Source organism: Stenotrophomonas sp. YJH_SMC_91 (assembly GCF_059368495.1).
The window spans coordinates 193,486-215,249 of sequence record NZ_JCAFRT010000002.1 but is presented as its reverse complement, the minus strand read 5'-3'; the positions used below and the strand labels follow the sequence as shown (position 1 = coordinate 215,249).

16 protein-coding genes and 1 pseudogene are annotated in these 21,764 nt (G+C 67.7%); 7 read left to right on the top strand and 10 right to left on the bottom strand.

Going from position 1 to position 21,764, the window contains the following annotated elements; genetic code table 11:
- Window positions 1-16: 16 nt before the first annotated feature.
- The 6 genes from AC5P5X_RS04545 to AC5P5X_RS04520 all read right to left on the bottom strand — a co-directional run bounded on the left by AC5P5X_RS04545 (window position 17) and on the right by AC5P5X_RS04520 (window position 8,124).
- Entirely contained in the window at window positions 17-3,127 is a 3,111-nt protein-coding gene (locus AC5P5X_RS04545) for an error-prone DNA polymerase (RefSeq protein WP_111188939.1), read from the bottom strand.
- A gap of 6 nt (window positions 3,128-3,133) precedes the next feature.
- Window positions 3,134-4,543 carry a Y-family DNA polymerase gene (locus AC5P5X_RS04540; RefSeq protein ID WP_005413788.1) on the bottom strand — a complete coding sequence of 470 codons (1,410 nt, stop codon included), beginning with the start codon at window positions 4,541-4,543 and terminating at the stop codon, window positions 3,134-3,136.
- 9 nt (window positions 4,544-4,552) lie between these two features.
- Complete coding sequence (gene imuA, locus AC5P5X_RS04535) at window positions 4,553-5,167, bottom strand: translesion DNA synthesis-associated protein ImuA (protein ID WP_005413787.1); 615 nt, start codon at window positions 5,165-5,167, stop codon at window positions 4,553-4,555.
- Between the two features lie 220 nt (window positions 5,168-5,387).
- Window positions 5,388-6,395 (bottom strand): cyclase family protein, encoded by a 1,008-nt coding sequence (locus tag AC5P5X_RS04530; protein WP_099474591.1) that lies wholly within the window; start codon window positions 6,393-6,395, stop codon window positions 5,388-5,390.
- Window positions 6,396-6,430: 35 nt separating this feature from the next.
- Complete coding sequence (locus AC5P5X_RS04525; protein ID WP_043035201.1) at window positions 6,431-7,081, bottom strand: DsbA family oxidoreductase; 651 nt, start codon at window positions 7,079-7,081, stop codon at window positions 6,431-6,433.
- 92 nt (window positions 7,082-7,173) lie between these two features.
- Window positions 7,174-8,124 carry a LysR family transcriptional regulator gene (locus tag AC5P5X_RS04520; protein ID WP_199160655.1) on the bottom strand — a complete coding sequence of 317 codons (951 nt, stop codon included), beginning with the start codon at window positions 8,122-8,124 and terminating at the stop codon, window positions 7,174-7,176.
- 142 nt (window positions 8,125-8,266) lie between these two features.
- On the opposite strand from AC5P5X_RS04520, the gene AC5P5X_RS04515 reads away from it, so the two are divergent.
- The gene (locus AC5P5X_RS04515) at window positions 8,267-9,145 is read left to right on the top strand and encodes a sterol desaturase family protein (RefSeq protein WP_227860281.1); all 879 of its coding nucleotides are present in this window, start codon (window positions 8,267-8,269) and stop codon (window positions 9,143-9,145) included.
- Between the two features lie 9 nt (window positions 9,146-9,154).
- Here the strand turns inward: AC5P5X_RS04515 and AC5P5X_RS04510 are convergent, their stop codons facing one another.
- Together AC5P5X_RS04510 and AC5P5X_RS04505 are read right to left on the bottom strand one after the other, a co-directional pair.
- A complete protein-coding gene (locus tag AC5P5X_RS04510) occupies window positions 9,155-9,859 on the bottom strand; it encodes a helix-turn-helix domain-containing protein (RefSeq protein ID WP_049402512.1) in 705 nt (234 codons plus the stop codon).
- A gap of 271 nt (window positions 9,860-10,130) precedes the next feature.
- Window positions 10,131-10,565, bottom strand: coding sequence for a VOC family protein (locus AC5P5X_RS04505; RefSeq protein ID WP_005410044.1), 435 nt, complete (start codon window positions 10,563-10,565; stop codon window positions 10,131-10,133).
- Window positions 10,566-10,902: 337 nt separating this feature from the next.
- Between AC5P5X_RS04505 and AC5P5X_RS04500 the strand changes: the two genes are divergently transcribed.
- Window positions 10,903-13,698 carry a beta-glucosidase gene (locus AC5P5X_RS04500; RefSeq protein WP_111188938.1) on the top strand — a complete coding sequence of 932 codons (2,796 nt, stop codon included), beginning with the start codon at window positions 10,903-10,905 and terminating at the stop codon, window positions 13,696-13,698.
- Window positions 13,699-13,799: 101 nt separating this feature from the next.
- On the opposite strand, the gene AC5P5X_RS04495 is transcribed toward AC5P5X_RS04500, so the two are convergent.
- A complete protein-coding gene (locus AC5P5X_RS04495; protein WP_043035204.1) occupies window positions 13,800-14,696 on the bottom strand; it encodes a LysR family transcriptional regulator in 897 nt (298 codons plus the stop codon).
- A gap of 105 nt (window positions 14,697-14,801) precedes the next feature.
- Between AC5P5X_RS04495 and AC5P5X_RS04490 the strand changes: the two are divergent.
- The 3 genes and pseudogenes from AC5P5X_RS04490 (at window position 14,802) to AC5P5X_RS04480 (ending at window position 18,677) form a co-directional block, all read left to right on the top strand.
- A pseudogene (locus AC5P5X_RS04490) lies at window positions 14,802-16,159 on the top strand (MFS transporter).
- Window positions 16,159-16,545 (top strand): DUF4440 domain-containing protein, encoded by a 387-nt coding sequence (locus AC5P5X_RS04485; protein ID WP_043035206.1) that lies wholly within the window; start codon window positions 16,159-16,161, stop codon window positions 16,543-16,545. Before AC5P5X_RS04490 ends, AC5P5X_RS04485 begins: the two are co-directional and overlap by 1 nt.
- 221 nt (window positions 16,546-16,766) lie before the next feature.
- Window positions 16,767-18,677: a CocE/NonD family hydrolase gene (locus tag AC5P5X_RS04480; protein WP_043035207.1), complete on the top strand. Its 1,911-nt coding sequence runs from the start codon at window positions 16,767-16,769 to the stop codon at window positions 18,675-18,677.
- A 223-nt stretch (window positions 18,678-18,900) separates the two neighbouring features.
- Here the strand turns inward: AC5P5X_RS04480 and AC5P5X_RS04475 are convergent, their stop codons facing one another.
- The gene (locus tag AC5P5X_RS04475; RefSeq protein ID WP_062607259.1) at window positions 18,901-19,854 is read right to left on the bottom strand and encodes a helix-turn-helix transcriptional regulator; all 954 of its coding nucleotides are present in this window, start codon (window positions 19,852-19,854) and stop codon (window positions 18,901-18,903) included.
- A 447-nt stretch (window positions 19,855-20,301) separates the two neighbouring features.
- Between AC5P5X_RS04475 and AC5P5X_RS04470 the strand changes: the two genes are divergently transcribed.
- Window positions 20,302-21,060, top strand: a complete 759-nt coding sequence (locus AC5P5X_RS04470) for an SDR family NAD(P)-dependent oxidoreductase (protein ID WP_012480580.1) — start codon at window positions 20,302-20,304, stop codon at window positions 21,058-21,060.
- Between the two features lie 126 nt (window positions 21,061-21,186).
- Window positions 21,187-21,639, top strand: a complete 453-nt coding sequence (locus AC5P5X_RS04465) for an MgtC/SapB family protein (RefSeq protein ID WP_005413774.1) — start codon at window positions 21,187-21,189, stop codon at window positions 21,637-21,639.
- Window positions 21,640-21,764 lie beyond the last annotated feature (125 nt).

Genomic DNA, 21,764 nt, shown 5'->3' with positions numbered 1-21,764 from the left:
GCGGTGATTCCCGGCGTCAGTGGAAATCGCGGCTGTGGCTGCGCAGTCCCTGCAGCAGCTCATCCAGGCAGTGCATGCGCTGCACGATGACATGCTGCACACCATCGACGCGTTCCAGGCGGCCATCGATCTGCATCAGCTGGGTATCGACCAGCACCCGGTGCTGGCGATCGGCCAGGTGCCGCCAGACCACGGCGTTGACCATGCCAGTCTCATCCTCGAGCGTGAGGAAGGTGACACCGCTGGCGGTCTGTGGGCGCTGGCGCATGCGTACCAGGCCGGCGATGCGCACGCGACGGCCATGGCCATGGCCCGCCAGTTGCGCGGCATCCAGGCAGCCACGGCTGCGCAGCTGCGCACGCAGGAATGAGATCGGATGGCGGCCGAGGGTGGTGCCGGTGCTGCGGTAATCGGCCTGCATGTCCTCCCAGGCGCTGGGCAGGGGCAACGGCACGCGGGCTTCGGCGGTGGCGCGGGCCTGGTCGAAGAGCGGCAGCCGGTTTTCCACGCCGGAGATATCCCAGCGTGCACGATGGCGATGGCCACTGAGCCCACGCAACGCACCGGCATCGGCCAGCAGGCCCTGCTGGCGGCGGTCCAGGGCGGTGCGCTGGCACAGGTCGCCGACATCGTCGAACGGGCGCCGCGCACGTTCGCGCATGATGGCCTGCACGGCGGGTTCATTGCAGCCATCGACCAGGCGCAGGCCGAGCCGGATCGCCGCCGGCCCCTTGCTGAAATCCAGGGTGCAGTCCCAGTCGCTGTGGCGCACGTCCACCGGCAGCACGCGGATGCCATGCCGGCGCGCGTCCTGCAGCAGCTGGTCGGGGCTGTAGAAGCCCAGCGGCTGGCTGTTGATCAGGCTGGCGGTGAACGCGGCGGGGTGATGGCATTTCAGCCAGCAGCTGTTATAGGTCAGCAGGGCGAAGCTGGCGGCGTGGCTTTCCGGGAAACCGTAATCACCGAAGCCCTTGATCTGCTCGAACAGGTGCTCGCCGTATTCGCGGCTGAAACCGTTCTTGAGCATGCCGGCCAGCAGCTTCTCGCGATGCGGTTCCAGGCCGCCACGGCGCTTCCACGCCGCCATCGAGCGGCGCAGGGCATCGGCCTGGCCCGGCGTGTAGCCGGCCGCTTCTACCGCCAGCTGCATCACCTGTTCCTGGAACAGCGGCACGCCCAGCGTGCGTGCGAACACGCGTTCCAGCTGCGGTGGGTAGAGCGGGTTGTCCGGGTCGTTCAACGCGTCCGGTCCCTTTTCGCGCAGGATCCGGCGCCGCTCCAGATAGGGGTGCACCATGTCGCCCTGGATCGGGCCGGGGCGCACGATCGCCACCTCGATCACCAGGTCATAGAACGTGCGTGGCTGCATGCGCGGCAGCATCGCCATCTGGGCGCGCGATTCGATCTGGAACACGCCGATGGTGTCGGCGGCGCAGATCATGTCGAAGGTCTTTGCATCCTTGGGCGGGATCGCATCCATGCGTCCTTCATGCAGGCCGTGCTGCTTCAACATCGCCAGGCATTTGCGGATGGCGGTGAGCATGCCCAGCGCCAGGCAGTCGACCTTCATCAGGCCGGTGGCATCCAGATCGTCCTTGTCCCACTGGATGACGGTGCGGTCGGCCATCGCCGCGTTTTCTACCGGCACCAGGGTCGACAGCGGATGCTCGGAGATGACGAAACCACCCGGATGCTGAGACAGGTGGCGTGGGAAGTCGATCAGCTCGGCGGTCAATGCCAGCAGCCGCCGCATCAAGGGCGTGTCCGGGTCGAAGCCGCGCTCGCGCAGGGTTTCCGGCAGCGGGATGCTGCCACCCCAGTGGTCCATCGCCGCGCCGAGTTCGTTGACCTGGTCCATCGGCAGGCCGAGCGCACGGGCGACGTCGCGGATCGCGCTGCGGCCACGGTAGCTGATTGCTACTGCGGTCAGTGCGGCGCGCTCGCGGCCATAGCGCTTGAACACGTACTGCAGCACTTCCTCGCGGCGCTCGTGCTCGAAGTCGATGTCGATGTCCGGCGGCTCATTGCGCTCGGCGGAGATGAAGCGTTCAAACAACAGATTGCTGCGCGCAGGATCGATCTCGGTCACGCCCAGCACAAAGCACACCGTCGAATTGGCCGCCGAGCCACGCCCTTGGCAGAGGATGTCCTGGCTGCGGGCGAAGCGCACGATGTCATGCACGGTAAGGAAGTAGGAGGCGTAGTTTTTCTCCCGGATCAACGCCAGCTCATGTTCGATCTGCTTGCGCTGTGCGTCCTTGATGCCTTCTGGCCAACGCCAGGGAATCTTTTCTTCGACCAGCTCGCGCAGCCAGCTGTCCGGGTCATGCCCCTCCGGCACCAGCTCGCGTGGATAGGTGTACTGCAGCTGTTCCAGGGTGAAGTGGCAGCGTTCGGCGATGCGCAGGGTCTCGGCCAGCAGTTCGGCGGGATACAGCTGGGCCAGCGCGGTGCGCGGACGCAGGTGGCGCTCGCCGTTGGGAAACAGGCGCCAGCCGGCTTCGGCCACGCTGCAACGATGGCGGATCGCGGTCAGCGTGTCCTGCAGGGCGCGGCGGCGTCGCACGTGCATGTGCACATCGCCACTGGCGACCAGCGGCAGGCGGTGGCGTTCGCCGAAGGCCTGCAGCTGCTGCAGGCGGCGTGCGTCGTCGTGCTCGTGGTGCAGTTCCACCGCCAGCCACAGCCGATCATTGAAGCCGGCGCGCAGCAGTTCCAGGTCGGTGGCGGCCGGTTGCCGGTCCAGCCACAGGCACAGCAGGCCGTCGGGCAGGCCGAGCAGGTCCTCGCGCAGGCAACGGTACTCGCCTTTGGCCGCGCGCCGCCGACAGGTAGTGATCAACTGGCAGAGCCCGGCATAGGCGGCCTGGTCGGTGCACAGCAGGGCCAGCTTGGGTCCGTCCTCGACCTGGAATTCGGCGCCGACGATCAGCGCCACGCCATGCGCCTTGGCCGCCTGCCAGGCACGCACGATGCCGGCCAGCGAGCATTCGTCGGTGATCGCCAACGCGCGGTAGCCCTGGCCGGCGGCGCGCGCGAACAGCTCTTCGGCGATCGAAGCACCACGCTGGAAACTGAAGGCCGACAGGCAGTGCAGTTCGGCGTAGCCGGGCAGTTCGCTGTGCATGGCGGCTCAGCCGAACCAGCCGTGCAGCATCCACGGCGCATGCGGATCGTTGCGCTCACGGAAAGCCCAGCCGCGCTGGCCGTGTGCGGTTTCCACCACGTAGTAGTCGCGGCGCGCGTCGGCCTGGTCCCACCAGCCCGATTCGATCCGCTCCGGCCCGGTGACGATGCGCAGCCGCGGATCACGCAGCGGTTGCGGGGTGTCCAGCAACCAGCCAGGGCGCAGCGGCCAGTACGACGGAGGCTTGGCCGCGGGCTGGCTGCCACTGGCGCGTTCGGGGCGATGGTCGGCCTGCACCGCCAGCGGCTGCACGGCGTCATCGCCCAGCCGCGCGCGCAGGCGCTCGCGCAGCTGGTTCCAGGGCATCGCCTGTGCCGGCCGGGTATCGAACAGGTCGCGCGCGGCGGGCACGAACGGTGGCAGCTGTTCGGCCTGCAGGCGCAGTGCGCGGCTGCCGGCCGGCAGGGCGAACGCTTCCATGCGGTTGCGCGCGATCTCGAACAGCAACGCGGGATCGCGTTCCGGTGCCAGCAGGCCGATGGTCAGCACGCTGGCCGGCAGCAGGTCGTGCTCGAAATGCAGGTCGAAGCGCTGCACGCCGCCATCGCGCGAACACAGGAACGCGGCCAGGTCCAGCAGCAGGCGACGCAGCGGGAACAACAGGGCCTGGCTGGATTCGATCTCGTACTCGAATTCGATGCGTGCATCGAAACGGTCCGGTGGCTGGTAGTAGCGCAGTGGCGCGGTGGGTAGCCCACGCAGTGCATCCAGCTGCTGCAGGACCTCGGGGGCAAAGCGCCGGGCCAGGCTGTCGCGCGGCAGCTCGAGCACTGCGCCCAGCGTGCGCAGGCCGGAGCGGCCGAGCACCGTCACCGCTTCGTTGGGCAGGCCGCAGCGCGGCAGGGGCAACTGCGCCAGCGCCGCCGGCAGTTGCTGTGCATCGATGCCGAGGCCATCGTGGACATTGGCTAGCACGCGCGCGGCATGTGGGGTAGGTGCGGCCACCAGACGGTGACGGAAGCCGAGTTCGTGCAGTTCGTTGCGCAGCCGCTGCTGGATCGTCAGCCAGTCACCGAACAGGGCGCGGCTGGCGCCGATCTCCAGCACCAGTGCATGCGGGAAATCGAGGCTGACCTGGGAGCTGTAGGCGTAGGCCCAGCTGGCCAGCAGCTGCCGGGTGTGCTGTTCGGCGTTGGGATCGTAATCGTGCAGGTGCATGTCCTGCACCAGCACCTGCGCAGCCGACAGCAGCATGCCCGGGCGCAGCCCCGCTGCGCGTGCCGACGGGCTGACTGCACGCAGTACGCGACGCTGTGCCGGCCCCTGCAGCAGCACCAGTGGGCGCTGCGGATCCGGCTGCAGGCGCAGCACGCTGTCCAGCGCCAGCTGCGGCAACAACAGGCAGGCCCAGTGCATGGCGCGGCCTCAGTGGGCGATGGCCAGCGGCAACGGCTGCGCCGGCGGCAGGCCGCCTCGGCACTTCAGCACCCGCACCTGGCCGTGGTCGAGCTGCAGGCGCAGGCTGGCCGGAGAGGGATTGCGCGCCGCCTGCGCCTCGCGGAACACGAAGCCCAGGCACTGGCCGCTGTCGGCGGCGACCTGCAGCCGGCGCAGGGCGCGATCGTCGGCCTGGTGTGGCCAGCACAGCACCGCCGCGCAGGCGGCAGAGCGCAGGCACTGCTCGGTGGCCCAGAGCGCCTGTTTCGGCGCTGCGTGGATGATCTGCAGCTGGGCCAGGTCCAGCCCGGCTGCCGCCCAGGCCGGGGCATGCGGGCGATAGGGCGGGGCGACCAGCACGATCGGGCGGTCACGCAGGCTCAGCTTGGCCAGCGCCGGCCAGACCAGCGCCAGCTCACCCACCCCAGGCGCCGCCTGCAGTACCTCGCACAGCCCGCTGGTGGGCCAGCCACCGCCGGGCAGGCGTGCGTCCAGTGCCGGGTGGCCGCTGGCCAGGTGGTCGCTGGCCGGCCCCTGGCGGGCCGGGCCGCGCCACAGCTGGCGCCCGTCCAGCAGCCGGTCGAGGGCGACGACGGCACCCATCAGCCGGCCCTCCAGGGGAGGCGCCGGGCGGGCTGGAAACGGCAGGAACGGGCGGAAACAGCGGGCATGGCGCGAGTATCGACGGGCCGGTATCAGGGGCTGAGACCAGACATGCTACTCGTCTTGTGAGTAGAATTACTAATGAAATCGGAGGGTCCGGTTTCAGGTTGCTGAAGGGGGTAAAGGAGTGCCGACCAAGGTCGGCACCCACAGGCCCTGGTTACGGGCGCACCGGCAGCGCCACCGGGCGCAGCGGCGCGGCATCGCCGCCGCGGATCTTCAGCGGGCCGCCGATGAAGGCGAACTCGTAGACCTTGTCGCGGGCCAGTTCGTCCAGCGCCACCAGCTCGATGATCGGCGCGCCCTGCTGGGCCAGCAGGTAGGTGTGCAGCGGCACGTAGTCGTCGGACACCTCCGAGGGGAAGGTCTCGAAGCTGAGGTTGTCGGCACCGACGATCATCGCGCCGCTGTCCTCGACCAGGAAGCGTGCCGCGTCCAGGCCCATGCCCGGCGGGTTGGCCATGTAGGCCCTGGGCTGCTCGAACAGGCGCATGCGGCCGGTGCGGATCAGCACCACGTCGCCCTGCTGCAGTTTCACCTTCTGGCGTGCCAGCGCATCCTTCAGGTCCTGGCGGGTGACGCGGTAGCTGTCAGGCAGCATGTCCACGCCCTTGGCGGCGGCCACGTCGATCAGCACGCCACGCGCGATCAGCGGCGGGAACTTCTCGATGCCGGTGACATTCCAGCCACGATCGCCGAGGTGCTTGTCGGCCTCGAAGCCGTTCCAGATCTTCCCGTGGATGCCGAAGTGGTTCAGCGCATCGATGTGGGTGCCGGTGTGGCTGTACATCGAGAATGCGGTGCCGGTGTAGCTGCGGGTGAGGTTCATGGTCTCGCCCACGCCCATCGGGTCGTCCATCACCGTGCCGCGCGGGGTGTGGGTCATCCAGAACTGGTAGTGCGGGTCGCCGGCATCCTGCCAGCTGGGCATGCCGACGTAGTATTCGGTGGCCAGGTCATAGGCCTTGCCGCCGCTGACCCGTGACAGGATCGCCGCACGCGAGGCTTCGGTGATCAGGTTGAGGCGACCGATCTCGTCCTTCGGCCCCCAGGGGCTGGTGCCGACCTGCTGGCCGGAGGGAACGCGTTCGTGTGCGGACACGGTGGTGGACGCGGCGGTGCCGGCCAGCAGCAGGGCCAGCGCGGTGGCCAGGGTATGTGGGGTCATGGGGAATCTCCTTGCAGGGTGGGGGAGGGTGCGGCTCAGGCCGCGACCAGGGGCGCCAGGGCCTGGCGCAGGTGTGGCAGCGGCAGGGTCTGCAGGCGCAGGCCGTTGCCGCCGATCACGGTGGGAATGGAACGGATGCCGAGGGTCGCGGCTTCGGCACGGTCGGCCTGCACGCGCTGGCGTACTGCGTCGCTGCGCATGTGGTCAGCGAAGGCGCCACGTGGATGACCCAGCGATTCGGCGATATCCAGCAGTACTTCGGCGTCGCCGATGTTGCGGTGCTGGTGCAGGTGCGCCCATTGCACGGCATCAAACATCGCGCCATGGGCGTCGTTGCCACCGAGCATGCCGGCGGCCTGGCAGGCCAGTGCGCCGAGCCAGCCGGACGGATACTCGAAGTCCTGTGCGCGCATGCCTTCGATATCGATGCGCGCGGTGTCTTCATGCGCGGCGCAGTCGGTCCAGTGGCGCAGGATGATCGCCTTGGCGCGCTCCATCGAGCCGAACACCTCGACCATCTGCGCGCGCGAGTCCTGCAGCACGAAGCTGCGGTGGCGCACCTGGATGCCGAGTTCGGCCGAGACCTGCTGCAGGCGCGGGGCCAGCACGAAGCACCAGCCGCAGACCACGTCGTGGAAGAAATCGACCACCGGCGCGGCGGTGGCGGGGGAAGGAACGGAAGACATCTGCCTGCCATCGGTGAGAGGGGAGGCGGCAGAGTAGGCAGCGCGGCGTGGCCGAAACAGCACGCTGCGGGCAGCTCAGTTTTCGCTGGCGGTTACGAATCCAGGCCGGCGCAGCCGGGCAGCTCGGCGTGCAGGAAATCGATGAAGGCACGCACCTTGGGCTGCAGGTGGCGCGAGGTGGGGTAGACCGCATGCACGAAGCGCGGCGGATAGCGGTGGTCGGGCAGCACCTGCTGCAGTTCGCCACGGGCCAGTGCGGGTGCCGCCAGGAACGAGGGCAGGGCGCCGATGCCCATGCCGGCCACCAGCAGGTCGCGCAGCAGCAGGCTGTTGTTGACGGTGACGCGCGCTGGCAGGGTGATCGTCACCTGGCCATCGGGGCCGAGCAGCGGCCAGCTGCCCGGTGAGTCGGACAGGCTGTAGGCCAGCACGCTGTGCGCCTGCAGATCGTCCACCGCCTGCGGTGCCGGATGCTGCCGCAGGTAGGACGGGGCCGCGCACAGCACCTGCTGCAGCGACGCCAGCCGGCGCGCCACCAGGCGTGAATCATCCAACTCGGCACGCAGCCGCAGCGACACATCGAAACCCTCACCGACTGCATCGAGCAGGCGATCTTCCATCACCAGGTCCAGCGACAGCTGTGGATGCTGCTGCAGGAAGCGCGGCAGCAGCGGCGACAGCGTGCTCAGTGCGAACGACTGCGGCGCATTGACGCGCAGGCGCCCGGCTACGTCGCCGCGCTGTTCGGCGATGCCACGTTCCAATGCGTCCAGCTCGTCGAGCAGGCGGCAGCATTCACGGTAATAGGCGTGGCCGGTCTCGGTCAGGCTCATGCGCCGCGTGGTCCGCTGCAGCAGTACCACGCCCAGATGCGCTTCCAGCGTGCGCAGCTGCTTGCTCAGGCCGGCGGGCGACATGCCCAGGTCTTCGGCAGCGCGGGCCAGCCCGCCGCGTTCGACGATGCGGCGGAAGGCACGCATCAGGTTGAAGGAATCCATGCCGGCCCCGGGCGCGATGAGGGCGTCATTGTAGAGCCGCGCCATGCGTGGATGTGGGAAACGCGGCGCCGACCAAGGTCGGCGTCTACCCGGTGTGCGCGGGTTGCGCCGTTTGTTCAAGCCAGCACCCCATACGCGGCGCCAGCATGCAGGCCCCTCACTTTCCGGGTTGCCCATGAAGCACTGGATGCTCCGCCTGTATGCCCCGCTGTTCCTGCTGGGCTTCGTTGCCACTGCCGTCGTCTGGGTCGGCCATTGCCACGGTGATCCGTTGTGGCTGCTGGCCTTGCTGGCGGCCGCCATCGCGGTCTCGTTCGCCGCCGAGCGTGCCTGGCCGTACGACCCCGCGTTCAACCACGACCACGGCGACAGCCTGCGTGACACCCTGCATGCACTGGTCAACGAAAGCCTGAACCTGCTGTCGATCGCGGCGGTGCCGCTGCTGGCGGCAATCATTCCGTGGCAGTTGTGGCCGGTGCAGTGGCCATTCGCGCTGCAGGTGCTGCTGGCCATCGTCTGCGCTGATCTCGGCATCACCCTGGTGCACTACGCCAGCCATCGCATCCGCTGGTTGTGGCGGCTGCATGCGGTGCACCACAGCGTCACCCGCATGTACGGCTTCAACGGGCTGATGAAACACCCGCTTCACCAGGCGGCCGAAGCGGTGGGCGGCGTGCTGCCGCTGCTGCTGTTGGGCCTGCCGATGCCGGTGGCTGCGGTGCTGGCTTTCGCCATTGCCATCCAGCTGCTGCTGCAGCACTCCAACGTGGACATGCGTCCCGGCGTGCTGGGTCGGGTGATGGCCTGGGCGCCGCTGCACCGCTTCCACCACATGCGTTACGGCACCGCGGGCGACGTCAACTTCGGCCTGTTCCTGACCGCCTGGGACCATCTGCTGGGGACCGCCTTCGATGCGCCGGGTTATCGGCTGCAGCAACGCGACCTTGGCATCGGCAGCCAACCGGACTATCCGCGCGATTATCCGGGGCAGCTGCTGGCGCCGTTCCGCGAACTGCCGCATGGCGAGGTGCCGGAGTTGCCGGAAGGCCTGCGCAGGCGCGAATGATTGAACATGTCAGGCCGCGTGCAGCTGCAGGCCCTGCAGCTGCGCGGCACCGATGCCGAACATGCGGCGCAGGCTGCGCGAGAGATGGGCCAGATCGGCGAATCCAGCGGCATGCGCACTGTCGGTCAGGTTGTGACCGCTCAGATGATGCATCAGCGCGCGGCGCAACCGTTGCCACAGCACCCAGCCGCGCAGGGTCACTGCCAGCTCGGACTGGAAACGCCGGTGCAGCTGACTGGTCGACAGGTGCGCCGCCTCGGCGATATCGGCGGCCGGCACCGGGCCGGGCAGGTGCTGGGCGATCCTGGCCAATGCCGCCTGCACGCGGCGGTCCAGCGGTTGCGGGCGGCTCAGTCGTGGCAGCCAGTCGTGCAGTTCCATCGCAGTGCCGGGCAGCGAGTGCAGGTGCTGCTGGATCTGTTCGAGGTCGGCATGCGCCGGCTCAAGGAACACCGTACAGCCCGCTTCCGGTGCCGACAGGATTGCGTGCGGCTGGAAGGACGGCAGCCACAGCCGTTGGCCCTGCTGCCGTACGCCATCGACTTCGACCTGCCAGGGCGTACCGTCGCTCAACAGCAGTTGATGGGCGTAGTGCGCATGCGAGGCGCTGCCACCGGCATGGCCCTGCAGCACGGCCACGTGAGCATCCAGCAGCAACGTGCCATTCCAGGCCAGGGCGGGGGAGGACATGGAGGGATTGTAGATCCACGCCATGCGTGGATGAATCTCCATCGAAATCGAGTAATTCGACAATGAAACGAAGAGCATCCACGCATGGCGTGGATCTACTGCAGGTTGCGAGAAATTGTCGAAGGCGGGGTGGGTCCGTTGGCGGGGGCGTGAGCGCCATGGATGGCGCGACCGAGCCTCCAGGGACGGATTCACGGCGTCCCCCGCCAACGGACCCACCCCGCCTACCCACAGGAGCCCCGCTGTTGCTTTGGCCGTTGCCTCTGCGGGTGCCGGGCGCAGCCCGGCCGTCCCCTCACCGGCCGTGCGGATCCGGCCGGTGATGCACGTACTCGACCACCGTGCCATCGGGATGCACCGCGTTGAACGCCGCCCCGGTGGGTACCACCTGCAACGGGAAGATGATCTCGGCGCCAGCCGCGACCAGTTTGTCGTGATAGGGCCGAACATCGTCGACCAGCAGCGTTCCCGTGGTCGAAGTGAACGGCGCCAGCGCCGTCTCGCTGCCCTCGATCAACAGGAACGCACCGACCATCGCCAGACGCAGCCCGGCCTCCGGAAACGGGAACCCCGCATCGGCCACCACACCCTGCAGCTGCTCGTAGAACGCCACGCTGCGCTCCAGCTCACCCGGGGCCACGAACACCCGGATCAACACGCGCGGCGCGCGCTGGCTGGAGGTGTCACAGCGGTCGCGCCAGAGATGGTCGAAGTCGCGATGGACGGTCATGGGCTCGGTTCGTGGCCAGGGACCCTCATTATCGGCAGCCTCGCGCGGCGCGCTGATGACCGCCGGTGATGGCCTGATAACCGCTGGCCGGGTTGCCCCTGTGACTTAGGTCCTGTTGACAGGTGTGAACGCCCTCGCACAATCTTCACAGGATTGGGTCGCCCTGCGCGGCCCGGGCAGGCAGGTTGTCACGCCGGGAGGAGGGTCCCGCGCGCAGACCGGCCCGTCCATCGGCCTGCGGGACGTTGCCTGGCAACCCCTGCGCGGCATGAACGCTGCACCCTTCGGCGGCACTTTCCCTGGACCGATTGCCTTGGCAACGGAATTACGCCTGCCGATGAAAACGTTTACAAAGCCGCTTGCACTGTCCCTGGCCCTGTCTGCCGCACTGGCCGCCCCGGCCTGGGCCGACCCCGCCGCGTTCACTGTGTTGACCCTGGAACAGGCCCCGACCGCCGAGGCGATGCCGGCCTTGGCCACCCAGTTGAAGACCCTGCAGGTGGACGCGGTGAGCGTGCGCCAGGTGCAGCGCGGCATCGGCCAGGTCGATCCGCTGCAGGTGCTGGCCGATGGCCTGGGCTACGCGTACCGCTTCATTGCTGCCGGCAAGGACGATGGCCAGACCCAGCGCGGCCAGGCAGTGCTGACCCGACTGCCGATCGCCGCTGAATCCGGCCCCGACCAGCCGGGCCTGAACTACCTGCGCCTGGACGACGGCCGCCACACCGTGGCGGTCTATACCGATGCCGGTGCAGGTGCGGCGCAGCTGCCGGCGCTGGTCACCCGTTCGCGGCTGGGTGCACCGGCGGTGCTGCTCGGCGCGGTGGCCGGTGAATCGGCCAAGGCCGCAGGCTTCGATCCGGCGCGTGTCGCGCTGGAAGCCGATGCCAGCTATTTCAGCGATGGCTTCCAGGCCGCCAGCAGTGCGCCGTTCAAGGTGGAAGGCAGTACCCTGCGCGCCACCCTGCTGACCCTGGCCTACGCCGCCGACACGCATGGCGACAGGCCGTGGATGGACACCACCCTCAACGCCGACGCGCGCGCTGCGCTGCTGCTGAAGGCGATGACCGAGGATGAGAAGTTCCAGATGCTGCACAGCTACTTCGGGCTGGGCAAGGATGGTGGCCCGCTGCCGGAAGGCGCAGTCGGTTCGGCTGGTTTCGTGCCGGGCGTGGCGCGGCTGGGCATTCCGTCGCAGCAGTCGGCCGATGCCGGCGTCGGCGTGACCAATCCGGGTGGCATCCGCCCGGGCGATTTCGCCACGGCGATGCCGTCGGGCCCGTCCACCGCATCGAGCTGGAACCGTGAAGTCGCCTTCGCCGGTGGCGCCACGATGGGCCGCGAGGCATGGCAGCAGCGCTTCAACATCCTGCTGTCGGGCAGCGTCAACCTGCAGCGCGACCCGCGCAACGGCCGCAACTTCGAATATGCCGGTGAAGATCCGCTGCTGGCCGGCTCGATGGTTGGCGCGCTGATCCAGGGCGTGCAGAGCCAGCACGTGATCTCCTCGATGAAGCACTTCGCGCTGAACGACATGGAGACCCGCCGCAACTTCCACGACGTGCGCATCGGCGAACAGGCCATGCACGAGTCGGACCTGCTGGCCTTCGAGATCGCGCTGGAAGCCGGTCGCCCGGGCGTGGCGATGTGCTCGTACAACAAGATCAACGGCACCTACAGCTGCGAGAACGGCTACCTGATGAACCAGGTGCTGAAGCAGGAATGGAAGTTCCCCGGTTTCGTGATGTCCGACTGGGGTGGCGTGCACAGTGGCTCGAAGGCGGCGCTGGCCGGCCTCGATCAGCAGTCGGCCGGTGAAGTGTTCGACGCGGCGGTGTTCTTCGACGAACCGCTGCGCCTGGCCGTGCACGGTGGCGTGGTGCCGCAGGCGCGCCTGAACGACATGGTGGCGCGCATCCTGCGCACGATGTTCCTGCATGGCAGCTTCGACAACCCGCCGCAGCACCAGAAGGTCGATGCCGAGGCCGGCTTCGCCGTTGCCCAGCGCACGGTGGAAGAGGGCAGCGTGCTGCTGCGCAATGAGGGCAACCTGCTGCCGCTGGCCGACAGCGTGAAGCGCATCGTCATCATCGGTGGCCATGCCGACAAGGGCGTGATCGGTGGCGGTGGTTCGTCGATGGTGGGCGTGACCGCAAAGGGCACCAATGCGGTGCCGGGCGTGATGCCGACCACCTGGCCGGGCCCGGTGATCTTCCACCCGTCCTCGCCGCTGGAATCGCTGCGTGCGGCGCGCCCGGACGCGACCATCGAGTATGTGGACGGGATCAATGCCGCCGCTGCGGCCAAGGCCGCCGCGCAGGCTGACGTGGCCATCGTGTTCGCCACCCAGTGGGCCGCCGAATCGGTGGACCTGCCGGACATGCAGCTGCCGGACAACCAGGATGCCCTGATCTCGGCAGTGGCCAAGGCCAACCCGAAGACCGTGCTGGTGCTGGAAACCAACGGCCCGGTGCGCACGCCGTGGCTGGCGCAGGTGCCGGCGATGCTGCAGGCCTGGTATCCGGGCATCCGCGGTGGCGAAGGCATTGCCGCGCTGCTGACCGGCCAGGTCAATCCGTCCGGCCGCCTGCCGGTGACCTGGGTGACGGACGAATCGCAGCTGCCACGCCCGCACATCGACGGCCTCGGCTTCAAGCCGGCCAAGCCGTTTGGTGATGTGTTCGATTTCGATATCGAAGGCGCCAACGTCGGCTACAAGTGGATGGCGGCCAAGGGTCTGACCCCGACCTTCTCCTTTGGCCATGGCCTGTCCTACACCTCATTCGCCTATGAGAACCTGAAGGTGAGCGTGGAGGGCTCGCGCCTGGTCGCCAGCGTCGACATCCGCAACACCGGCAAGCGTGCCGGTGCCGACGTGGCCCAGCTGTACCTGAAGCTTCCGGCCGGCAGCACCACGCCGATCCGCCTGATCGGCTATGACAAGGTGAACCTGCAGCCGGGCGAACAGCGCCGCATCCGCATCGAAGCCGAGCCGAAGACCCTGGCCCACTACGATGCACAGGCGCGCCAATGGAAGATCGACGGCGGCACCTACCAGGTGCAGCTGTCGCGCAACGCCGCCGAGCCGCTGCAGACGGTGGACGTGCGGCTGGTGGAGCAGGTGCTGCGCTGATGCCTGAAGACACGGCCCGCACAGGGCCGTGTCTGAAAAAGGGGACGGAGGGGATTAAGTCGTTTATGCACAAACGACTTAATCCCCTCCGTCCCCTTTTTTCATTTGCCAAACCACCCGCGCAGGAAATCGATCAGCTGCCGCACCTTCGGTGAGGGCTGCGTGCTGTGCGGGTAGACCGCGTATACGCTCTGCTGCGGGAAGCGGTGCTGGCGCAGCACCGGGCGCAGCCGGTCCTGGGCCAGGTCGTCCTCGATCAGCCAGCGTGGCAGCACGGTGACCCCGGCGCCGGCCACGGCGAAGGCACGCAGGCTGCTGGCACCATCTACGCGCACCACCGCATTGCCCGGGTTGGTGGCAAACAGGGCGTCGCTGCCATCCGGCGCCACCACCGGCACGTCGGCCAGGCGCGGGTAGCCGAGGCGGGGCAGGGCGCCCAGCTGCACCGGGTCATCGGCTGCATCCGCGGAGGGCAGCCGGGCCAGCAACGAGGGCGCGGCCACCGCGCACAGCGGATGCCGTTCCAGTTCGCTGGCATGCAGCCCTGAATCTGGCAGGCGGCCGAGGCGGATCGCCAGATCGAAGCGTTCGGGAATCAGGTCGGCCGGTGCCGGTGAGGTCGACAGGTGCAGCTGCAGCGCCGGATGCCGCGCACGGAAGGCTTCCAGTGCGGGAATCAGGCGTAGCTGCGCGTACTCCGGCGTGGTGGTCAGGCGCAGCACGCCCTGAAGCTGGTGCTGGTCGCGGCGCGCGGCATCGATCGCTGCCTGTGCGGCATCCAGCGCCTGCACGCAGTGCTGCAGGAACTGCTCGCCAGCGTCCGTCAGGGCCAGATGGCGGGTACTGCGCAACAGCAGGGTCACGCCCAGTTCCTGCTCCAGCCGCTTCAGGTTGAAGCTGACCACCGCACGGCTGAGGCCGAGCCGATCGGCTGCTGCGGTGAGGCTGCCGGCCTCGACCACGGCGCGGAAGATATCGAAGCGATCGAGGCTGACCATGGCAATTCATTGTCAAAGTGAATTTGACAGTGTTGCAGTTGCTGTCGTGTTTTTCCAACAAGGCCCGCACGGCATGCTGGCCGCTTCCCTGCTGGAGCGCCGCCGATGCCGTCCCCCCGCCTGCGCCATGAGGCGATCTTCCTGCTGGTGTTCGCCCTGGATCTGGTCAACATGTTCATCGCCACGGTGGCCTATCCGGCACTGGCAGCGGAACTGCACGCTGATGTCGGTACCCTGGCCTGGGTGGGCACCGCCTACATGCTGGGCCTGAGCGTGGTGATTCCGCTGGCGCCCTGGCTGGCCGCGCGCTGTGGTGAGCGTCGCCTGCTGCTGGTGGCGTTGCTGTTGTTCGCGGTTGCCGCTGTGCTGGCCGGCGCCGCACCGGGTATCGGCTGGCTGCTGGGCTGGCGCCTGCTGCAGGGGCTGGCCGGTGGCCTGCTGATTCCGGTGGCACAGGCGGCAGCGTACCGACAATGCACGTCCGACCAGCGAGGCGCGCTGACCCGCCGCATCCTGCTGGTGGCGCTGTTGGTGCCGGCACTGGCGCCCGCGCTGGGCGGGTTGTTGGTGCAGTGGTTGTCCTGGCGCGGCGTGCTCTGGGCCAGCCTGCCGTTGGCGGTGGTGGCGATCGGCCTGGTGCTGGCCTGGATGCCGGCCGATGGCGCGCGCAGTGCGCCGCGCCTGCAGGCCTATGCGCTGTCCACCGCGATGCTGGCGCTGGGCGCGTTGCTGCTGGCGCTGACCTGGCTGGGTGAACCCGGCCATCGGGCCGCCGGTGCCGTAATGCTGTTGATCGCAATGCTGTTGGCGGCGGCCCACCTGCGGCATGCACGGCAGCAGCTGCAGCCCCTGCTGCGCTGGTCGCTGCTGTCCCATCGGGGCCTGCGCCTGGCGATGCTGGTCTATCTGGCAGTGCCCGGTGTGTTCATCGGCAGCCAGCTGGTCAGTACGCTCCAGCTGCACCAGGCCGGTTACAGCGCGGCACGCATCGGCGGGTTGATGCTGCCCTGGGCGCTGGCCTCGGCCATTGCGATCACGGCCAGCAAGCGCCTGCTGGCGCGCTTCGGCCCGGCCACGGTACTGCGTATGGGCATGCTCCTGCAGGCCAGCGGCCTGCTGTGATGGCGATGCTGCCGCAGCCGGCCTTCGCGTTGGCCGGGCTGCTGTTCGCGCTGATGGGCGCCGGTGGCAGCCTGTGCAGCAGTACCGCGCAGACGCTGGCTTTCCACGGCGTGGAGGGCGAAGCATTGGGCGATGCCAGTGCCCTCTGGAACCTCAACCGCCAGCTCAGCTTCTGCCTCGGCACCGCCGCCATCGCGATGGTGCTGGCACTGGCCATGCAATGGCTGCCAGCACGCGCCACCAGCGTGGCTCTGGGTCTGGCCGCCGCAATGACGCTGTTGCCGATGGCGCTGTTGCGCCACTCGCACTCTGTTTCCCTTTCGCAACCCGAGAATGCCTGATGGATATCACCGCAGAACATGAAGTCCACCACCTGCACGACAAGCTGCAGGCCTGGTTCCGTGCCGATGTCGGCGCCGATGCGCTGGAGGATCTGATGGCGCACTTCTGTGCAGACTTCAGCATGGTCGGCATCGCGGGTCGCAGGCTGGACCGGAAGGCCGTGCAGGCACTGTTCGCGGGCGGTCATGGCGCGCGTCCAGGGCTGCAGATTTCCATCGAAGCCGTGCAGGCGGTGGATGCGCTGTCACCGCTGGTGGTGCTGCGCTATCGCGAAGGGCATTCGCTCGATGGCGGCCAGCCCACATGGCGAGAGTCGCTGGCGGTGCTGCGCCAGGAGCAGGGGCGTTGGCGTTGGCTTGCGTTGCACGAAGTGCCGATGGCCTGACCGGCAGTGCCGGCCGCTGGCCGGCAACCGCGTAACGCGCCCCAGGATCATGAAGTTGCCGGCCAGCGGTCGGCACTACCGGTCGTTGGCAAGCGCGGCGGCACCGCGGGCACATGTGCCATCAGTCCTCCCTGCATCCGCCGCAGAATGCAAAGCCCGCCCACACTTCACGGCTCGGGGCAGGAGTAGGCTTGAGGCTTTCCTGCCGGGAGGGGTTGTCCATGCGTGTGCGTGCCGTCGCTGTAGCCATTGCCCTTTGCCTGTCCAGCACCGTGCTGGCCGCCGATACCCCGCCGATGACCCCGGACATCAGCGGCAAGCCCTTCGTTGCCCCCGATGTCGGTCGTGACTACGACAAGCGCGTGGTGATGGTGCCGATGCGTGATGGCACCAAGCTGTATACGGTGATCGTGGTGCCCAAGGGCGCCCGCAATGCCCCGATCCTGCTGACCCGCACCCCCTACGATGCCGCTGGCCGCGCCAGCCGCAGTGATTCGCCGCGCATGCGCGACCTGCTGCCGCAGGGCGACGAGGTGTTCGTCGACGGCGGTTACATCCGCGTGTTCCAGGACATCCGTGGCAAGTACGGCTCCGAAGGCGATTACGTGATGACCCGGCCGTTGCGCGGGCCGTTGAACAACACCAAAGTCGACCACTCCACCGACGCCTGGGACACCATCGACTGGCTGGTGAAGAACGTGCCGGAGAGCAATGGCAAGGTCGGCATGCTCGGCTCGTCGTACGAGGGCTTCACCGTGGTGATGGCGCTGACCGACCCGCATCCGGCGCTGAAGGTGGCCGCACCGCAGAGCCCGATGGTCGATGGCTGGATGGGCGACGACTGGCTCAACTACGGCGCGTTCCGCCAGGTCAACTTCAACTATTTCGCGATGCAGACCGAGAAGCGCGGCAAGGGTACGCCGCTGCCCAGCCTCGGCTATGACGACTACAGCACTTTCCTGCGGATCGGTTCGGCTGGCGACTACGCGCGCTTCACCGGCGTGGACCAGCTGACCTGGTGGAAGAAGCTGGTCGAGCACCCGGCCTATGACGGCTTCTGGCAGGGTCAGGCGCTGGACGCGGTGATGGCGAAAACACCGTTGAAGGTGCCGACCATGTGGCTGCAGGGCCTGTGGGACCAGGAGGACATGTGGGGCGCCAACCACGCCTACCAGGCAATGGAAGGGCGCGACAGCGGCAACAACCGCAATTACCTGGTGATGGGGCCGTGGCGGCACAGCCAGGTGAACTACAGCGGCAGCGAACTGGGCGCGCTGAAGTTCGATGGCGATACCGCGCTGCAGTTCCGCCGTGATGTACTCAAGCCGTTCTTCGACCAGTACCTGGTGGACGGTGCGCCGAAGGCGGACACGCCGCCGGTGCTGATCTACAACACCGGCGAAAACCACTGGGATCGCCTGAAGGGTTGGCCGCGCAGCTGCGACAAGGGCTGTGCCGCCAGCAGCAAGCCGCTGTACCTGCGGGCCGGCGGCAAGCTGGCGTTCCAGGCGCCGGCGGCGGGCGAGGGGGACTTCGAGGAGTACGTGTCCGACCCGGCCAAGCCGGTGCCGTTCGTGCCGCGTCCGGTCCGCTTCGGTGACCGCGACATGTGGACCACCTGGCTGGTCAAGGACCAGCGCTTTGTCGATGGTCGCCCGGACGTGCTGACCTTCATCACCGAACCGCTGACCGCGCCGCTGCGCATCGGCGGCGCGCCGGTAGTGCACCTGCAGGCCTCGACCAGTGGCACCGACAGTGACTGGGTGGTGAAGCTGATCGACGTGTATCCGGACCAGGAGGCATCGACGCCGGAGATGGGCGGCTACGAGCTGCCGGTGTCGCTGGCGATCTTCCGTGGCCGCTACCGCGAAAGCTTCAGCGATCCGAAGCCGCTGGCGGCGAACCAAGTGCTGCCGTACCGTTTCGACCTGCCCAACGCCAACCACACGTTCCAGAAGGGCCACCGGGTGATGGTGCAGGTGCAGTCCAGCCTGTTCCCGCTGTACGACCGCAACCCGCAGACCTACGTGCCGAACATCTACCTGGCCAAGCCAGGCGATTACCAGAAGGCCACGCAGCGGGTCTGGCACAGCGCGGCGCAGGCGAGCTACATCGATCTGCCGGTGTATTGAGGCGGAGAGGATGACGCCGGGCATAGCCCGGCAGCACGTGTAGTGCCGGCCGCTGGCCGGCATCCGCGATGGCGCAGGAGCGTGTCGACCAAGGTCGACACCTACCAAGGCTGGGCCATGGCACGTCGATTCAGGCGGCTGCGGTAGTGCCGGCCGCTGGCCGGCATCCGTGATGGCGCGGGAGCGTGTCGACCAAGGTCGACACCTACCAGAGCATCAGCCTTCACCCCACCTTCGAGGGCCCCGTGCGCCAGCGGCTGGGGACCAGGCCGAAACGCTTGCGGAATGCCGCGGCGAAGTTGCTGGGATGACGGTAGCCGCTGGCGGCGGCGGCCTGCTCGACCGTCCAGCCGTCCTCGCGCAGGCCCTGTTCGGCGTGGCGCATGCGCTGCTCGTGCAGGTAGTCGAACACCGAGCAGCCGTACTGCTGGGCGAAATGACGGCGCAGCGAGCTGGGGCTCATGCAGGCCAGCTGGGCCAGCTCGACCAGGCTGTGGGCGTGACTGGGGTCGTCATGCAGGTAGGTACGCACGCGCTCCAGGCGCTCGCGCTGGCCGGCCCGCAGCGTTCGTACAGGGTCGGTCTGCAGATCCTCGGCCTTCAGGCCAACGGCCAGCAGCTGCAGAGCAACGCCCTCGCGCCACAAGGCGTCGATGCCATCTTCCCATGGGCTGTCGAACAACTGGCCGAGTACCGGCAGCAGGGTATGCGGAATGGCCCAGTGGCGGCATTCCAGGTGGCTGTTGAGCGCGGTCTCCAGCTGCGGCAGATGGAACAGATCCGGATCGATCTGGCCGGGCACCATGACGCTGACGCCGCGCATGCGCGTTTCGCCGGGATGCGCACCGGTCATCTCGACCTGCTCGCGGTGGTGCGCGGTCATCGCCGTGCCGGCGCGCAGGGTGAAACCACCGCGTCGCGGAATGCGCACATCGACCTGGCCCTGCAGCATCACGCGGATGGCCAGGCCGGGACTCTGCTGGGCGGTCGCTACATAAGGAAAGCGATTATGGACGTCGGAGGCGATCAGGCTCATGCCGCCGCGCAGGAACTGCTCGTTGACCTCGCCATGGCCGGCCCACTGGTCGTCGCGCAGGTGTTCCGGGTCAGCGCGGTAATCAAAGCCATGACGGTGGCCGAAGCGGCGGTAATCGGCAAAAGTGAAGTATCGGGACATCGCTCGGCACGTACTTTGGAGGTGGACGCTGGCATGACCTCGCCCACGCGCTCTGCAACGCAGATGCAGATCCGGTCGTTACCCGCGCAGGCATGCTGGGAAGCAGTGGCGTGGGCACTCTGGATGGCTGGGGAAACGCCAGGTTGAATGGAGTGTGTCGAAGAAACTGGAAACGTTTCCCATTGTCGCCTCGATTCGCGCGCTTTTGATTCCAATAGGGTCAAAACGATTGACGATTACGGCCAAAGTGAAAATGCCGCCGAGCATACGCCGGCGTTTTGCATGCATATCCGTACGTAATTCCATACATCAACTTGAGTTGAGGTTTCATGGCTGGAACGATCGCCCGTAGACGCGGTGTCAGCCAGGCCATCACAGGAATGCGCGTAGGGTGGGGTGGTTGGCTGCTGCAGGCCACTTCGATACCCCCACTGATGGAGAACGCAGATGATTGATTACCAACTCACCGGCAAGACCGCGATCGTGACCGGCGGCGTGTCCGGCATTGGTCTGGCCGTGGCGCAGACCCTGGCGGCGTCCGGCGCGCGGATCTCGGTCTGGGACCTGAAGCAGGATGCGGTGGATGCCACCGTGGCGCAGTTGCGCAATGCCGGTGCACAGGCGATTGGCATCGCGCTGGACGTCACCGACGACGCAGCGGTGGAGGCGGCGGTGCAGCGCACGATCAAGGAACTCGACGGCCTGCATGTGGCGGTCAACAACGCCGGTATCGGCGGGCCGGCCGCCAGCAGCGGTGACTATCCGATTGATGGCTGGCAGCGGGTCATCGACGTCAACCTGACCAGCGTGTTCCTGTGCCAGCGTGCGCAGATCCGGGCAATGCGAGCCGCTGGAAGCGGCGGCAGCATCATCAACATGGCCTCGATCCTGGGCCAGGTGGGGTATGCCGGTTCCACCGCTTATGCGGCGGCAAAGCACGGCGTGGTCGGGCTGACCCAGACCGCCGCGTGGGAACATGCCGCCGACGGCATTCGTGTCAACGCGGTCGGCCCGGGCTTCATCAGCACACCGCTGCTGGAGAAGATGGACCCGAAGGTGCGCGCCACGCTGGAAGGCCGTCACGCCTTGAAGCGGCTGGGTACGGCCGAGGAAGTGGCGGCGCTGGTGGCCTGGCTGGCCAGCGACGATGCCTCGTTCGCGACCGGCGCGTACTACGCCATCGATGGTGGCTACCTGGCGCAGTGAGCGAATGCGGTCAGTAGATCCACGCGATGCGTGGAGGAATGCGTGCGGTGAAGAAGGCGTGCCATCGCCTTCACCGCCGTCCCACGATCGCCGCGCGACGCTCCGGGAAAATTCCGGAGCTTTCCCATGGAACTTACCCAGGATGTCTCGATCCTGCTGCGCGTTGCCGCAGCGATGCTGTTCGGCGGCGTGCTCGGCGTCGAGCGCGAGATGGGCAAGCACGCCGCTGGCCTGCGTACGCACATGCTGATCGCAGGGGCCGCCGCGTTGATCGTCGGCCTTGGCGACTCGGTGGCCGAGCATTTCCAGCAGGAGCGCTACCGCGACCTGCTGCAGGTTGATCCGGTACGCCTGATCGAAGCGGTGGTGGCCTGTGTCGGCTTCGTTGCCGCTGGCACCATCCTGCGTGGGTCACGCGAGGACCAGGTCAGCGGCCTGACCACGGCCAGCTCGTTGATCATGGCGGCGGCCATCGGGATTGCGGTGGGGATCAGCAAGTACGTGATTGCCATCGGCGTGAGCGTGCTGTGCGTGCTGGTGCTGGCAGTGATGCGGCGGCTGGAGAAACGGATCTCGTAGGGAATCTCGAATTGCCGGCCAGCGGCCGGCACTACCATGCGGACTAAATGGTCGGACCAATATGGTATCTAGCCCTATGGTCTAATAGGTTCCTCGCCGGAGTGGCGGTTAAATCCGCTGCAAGT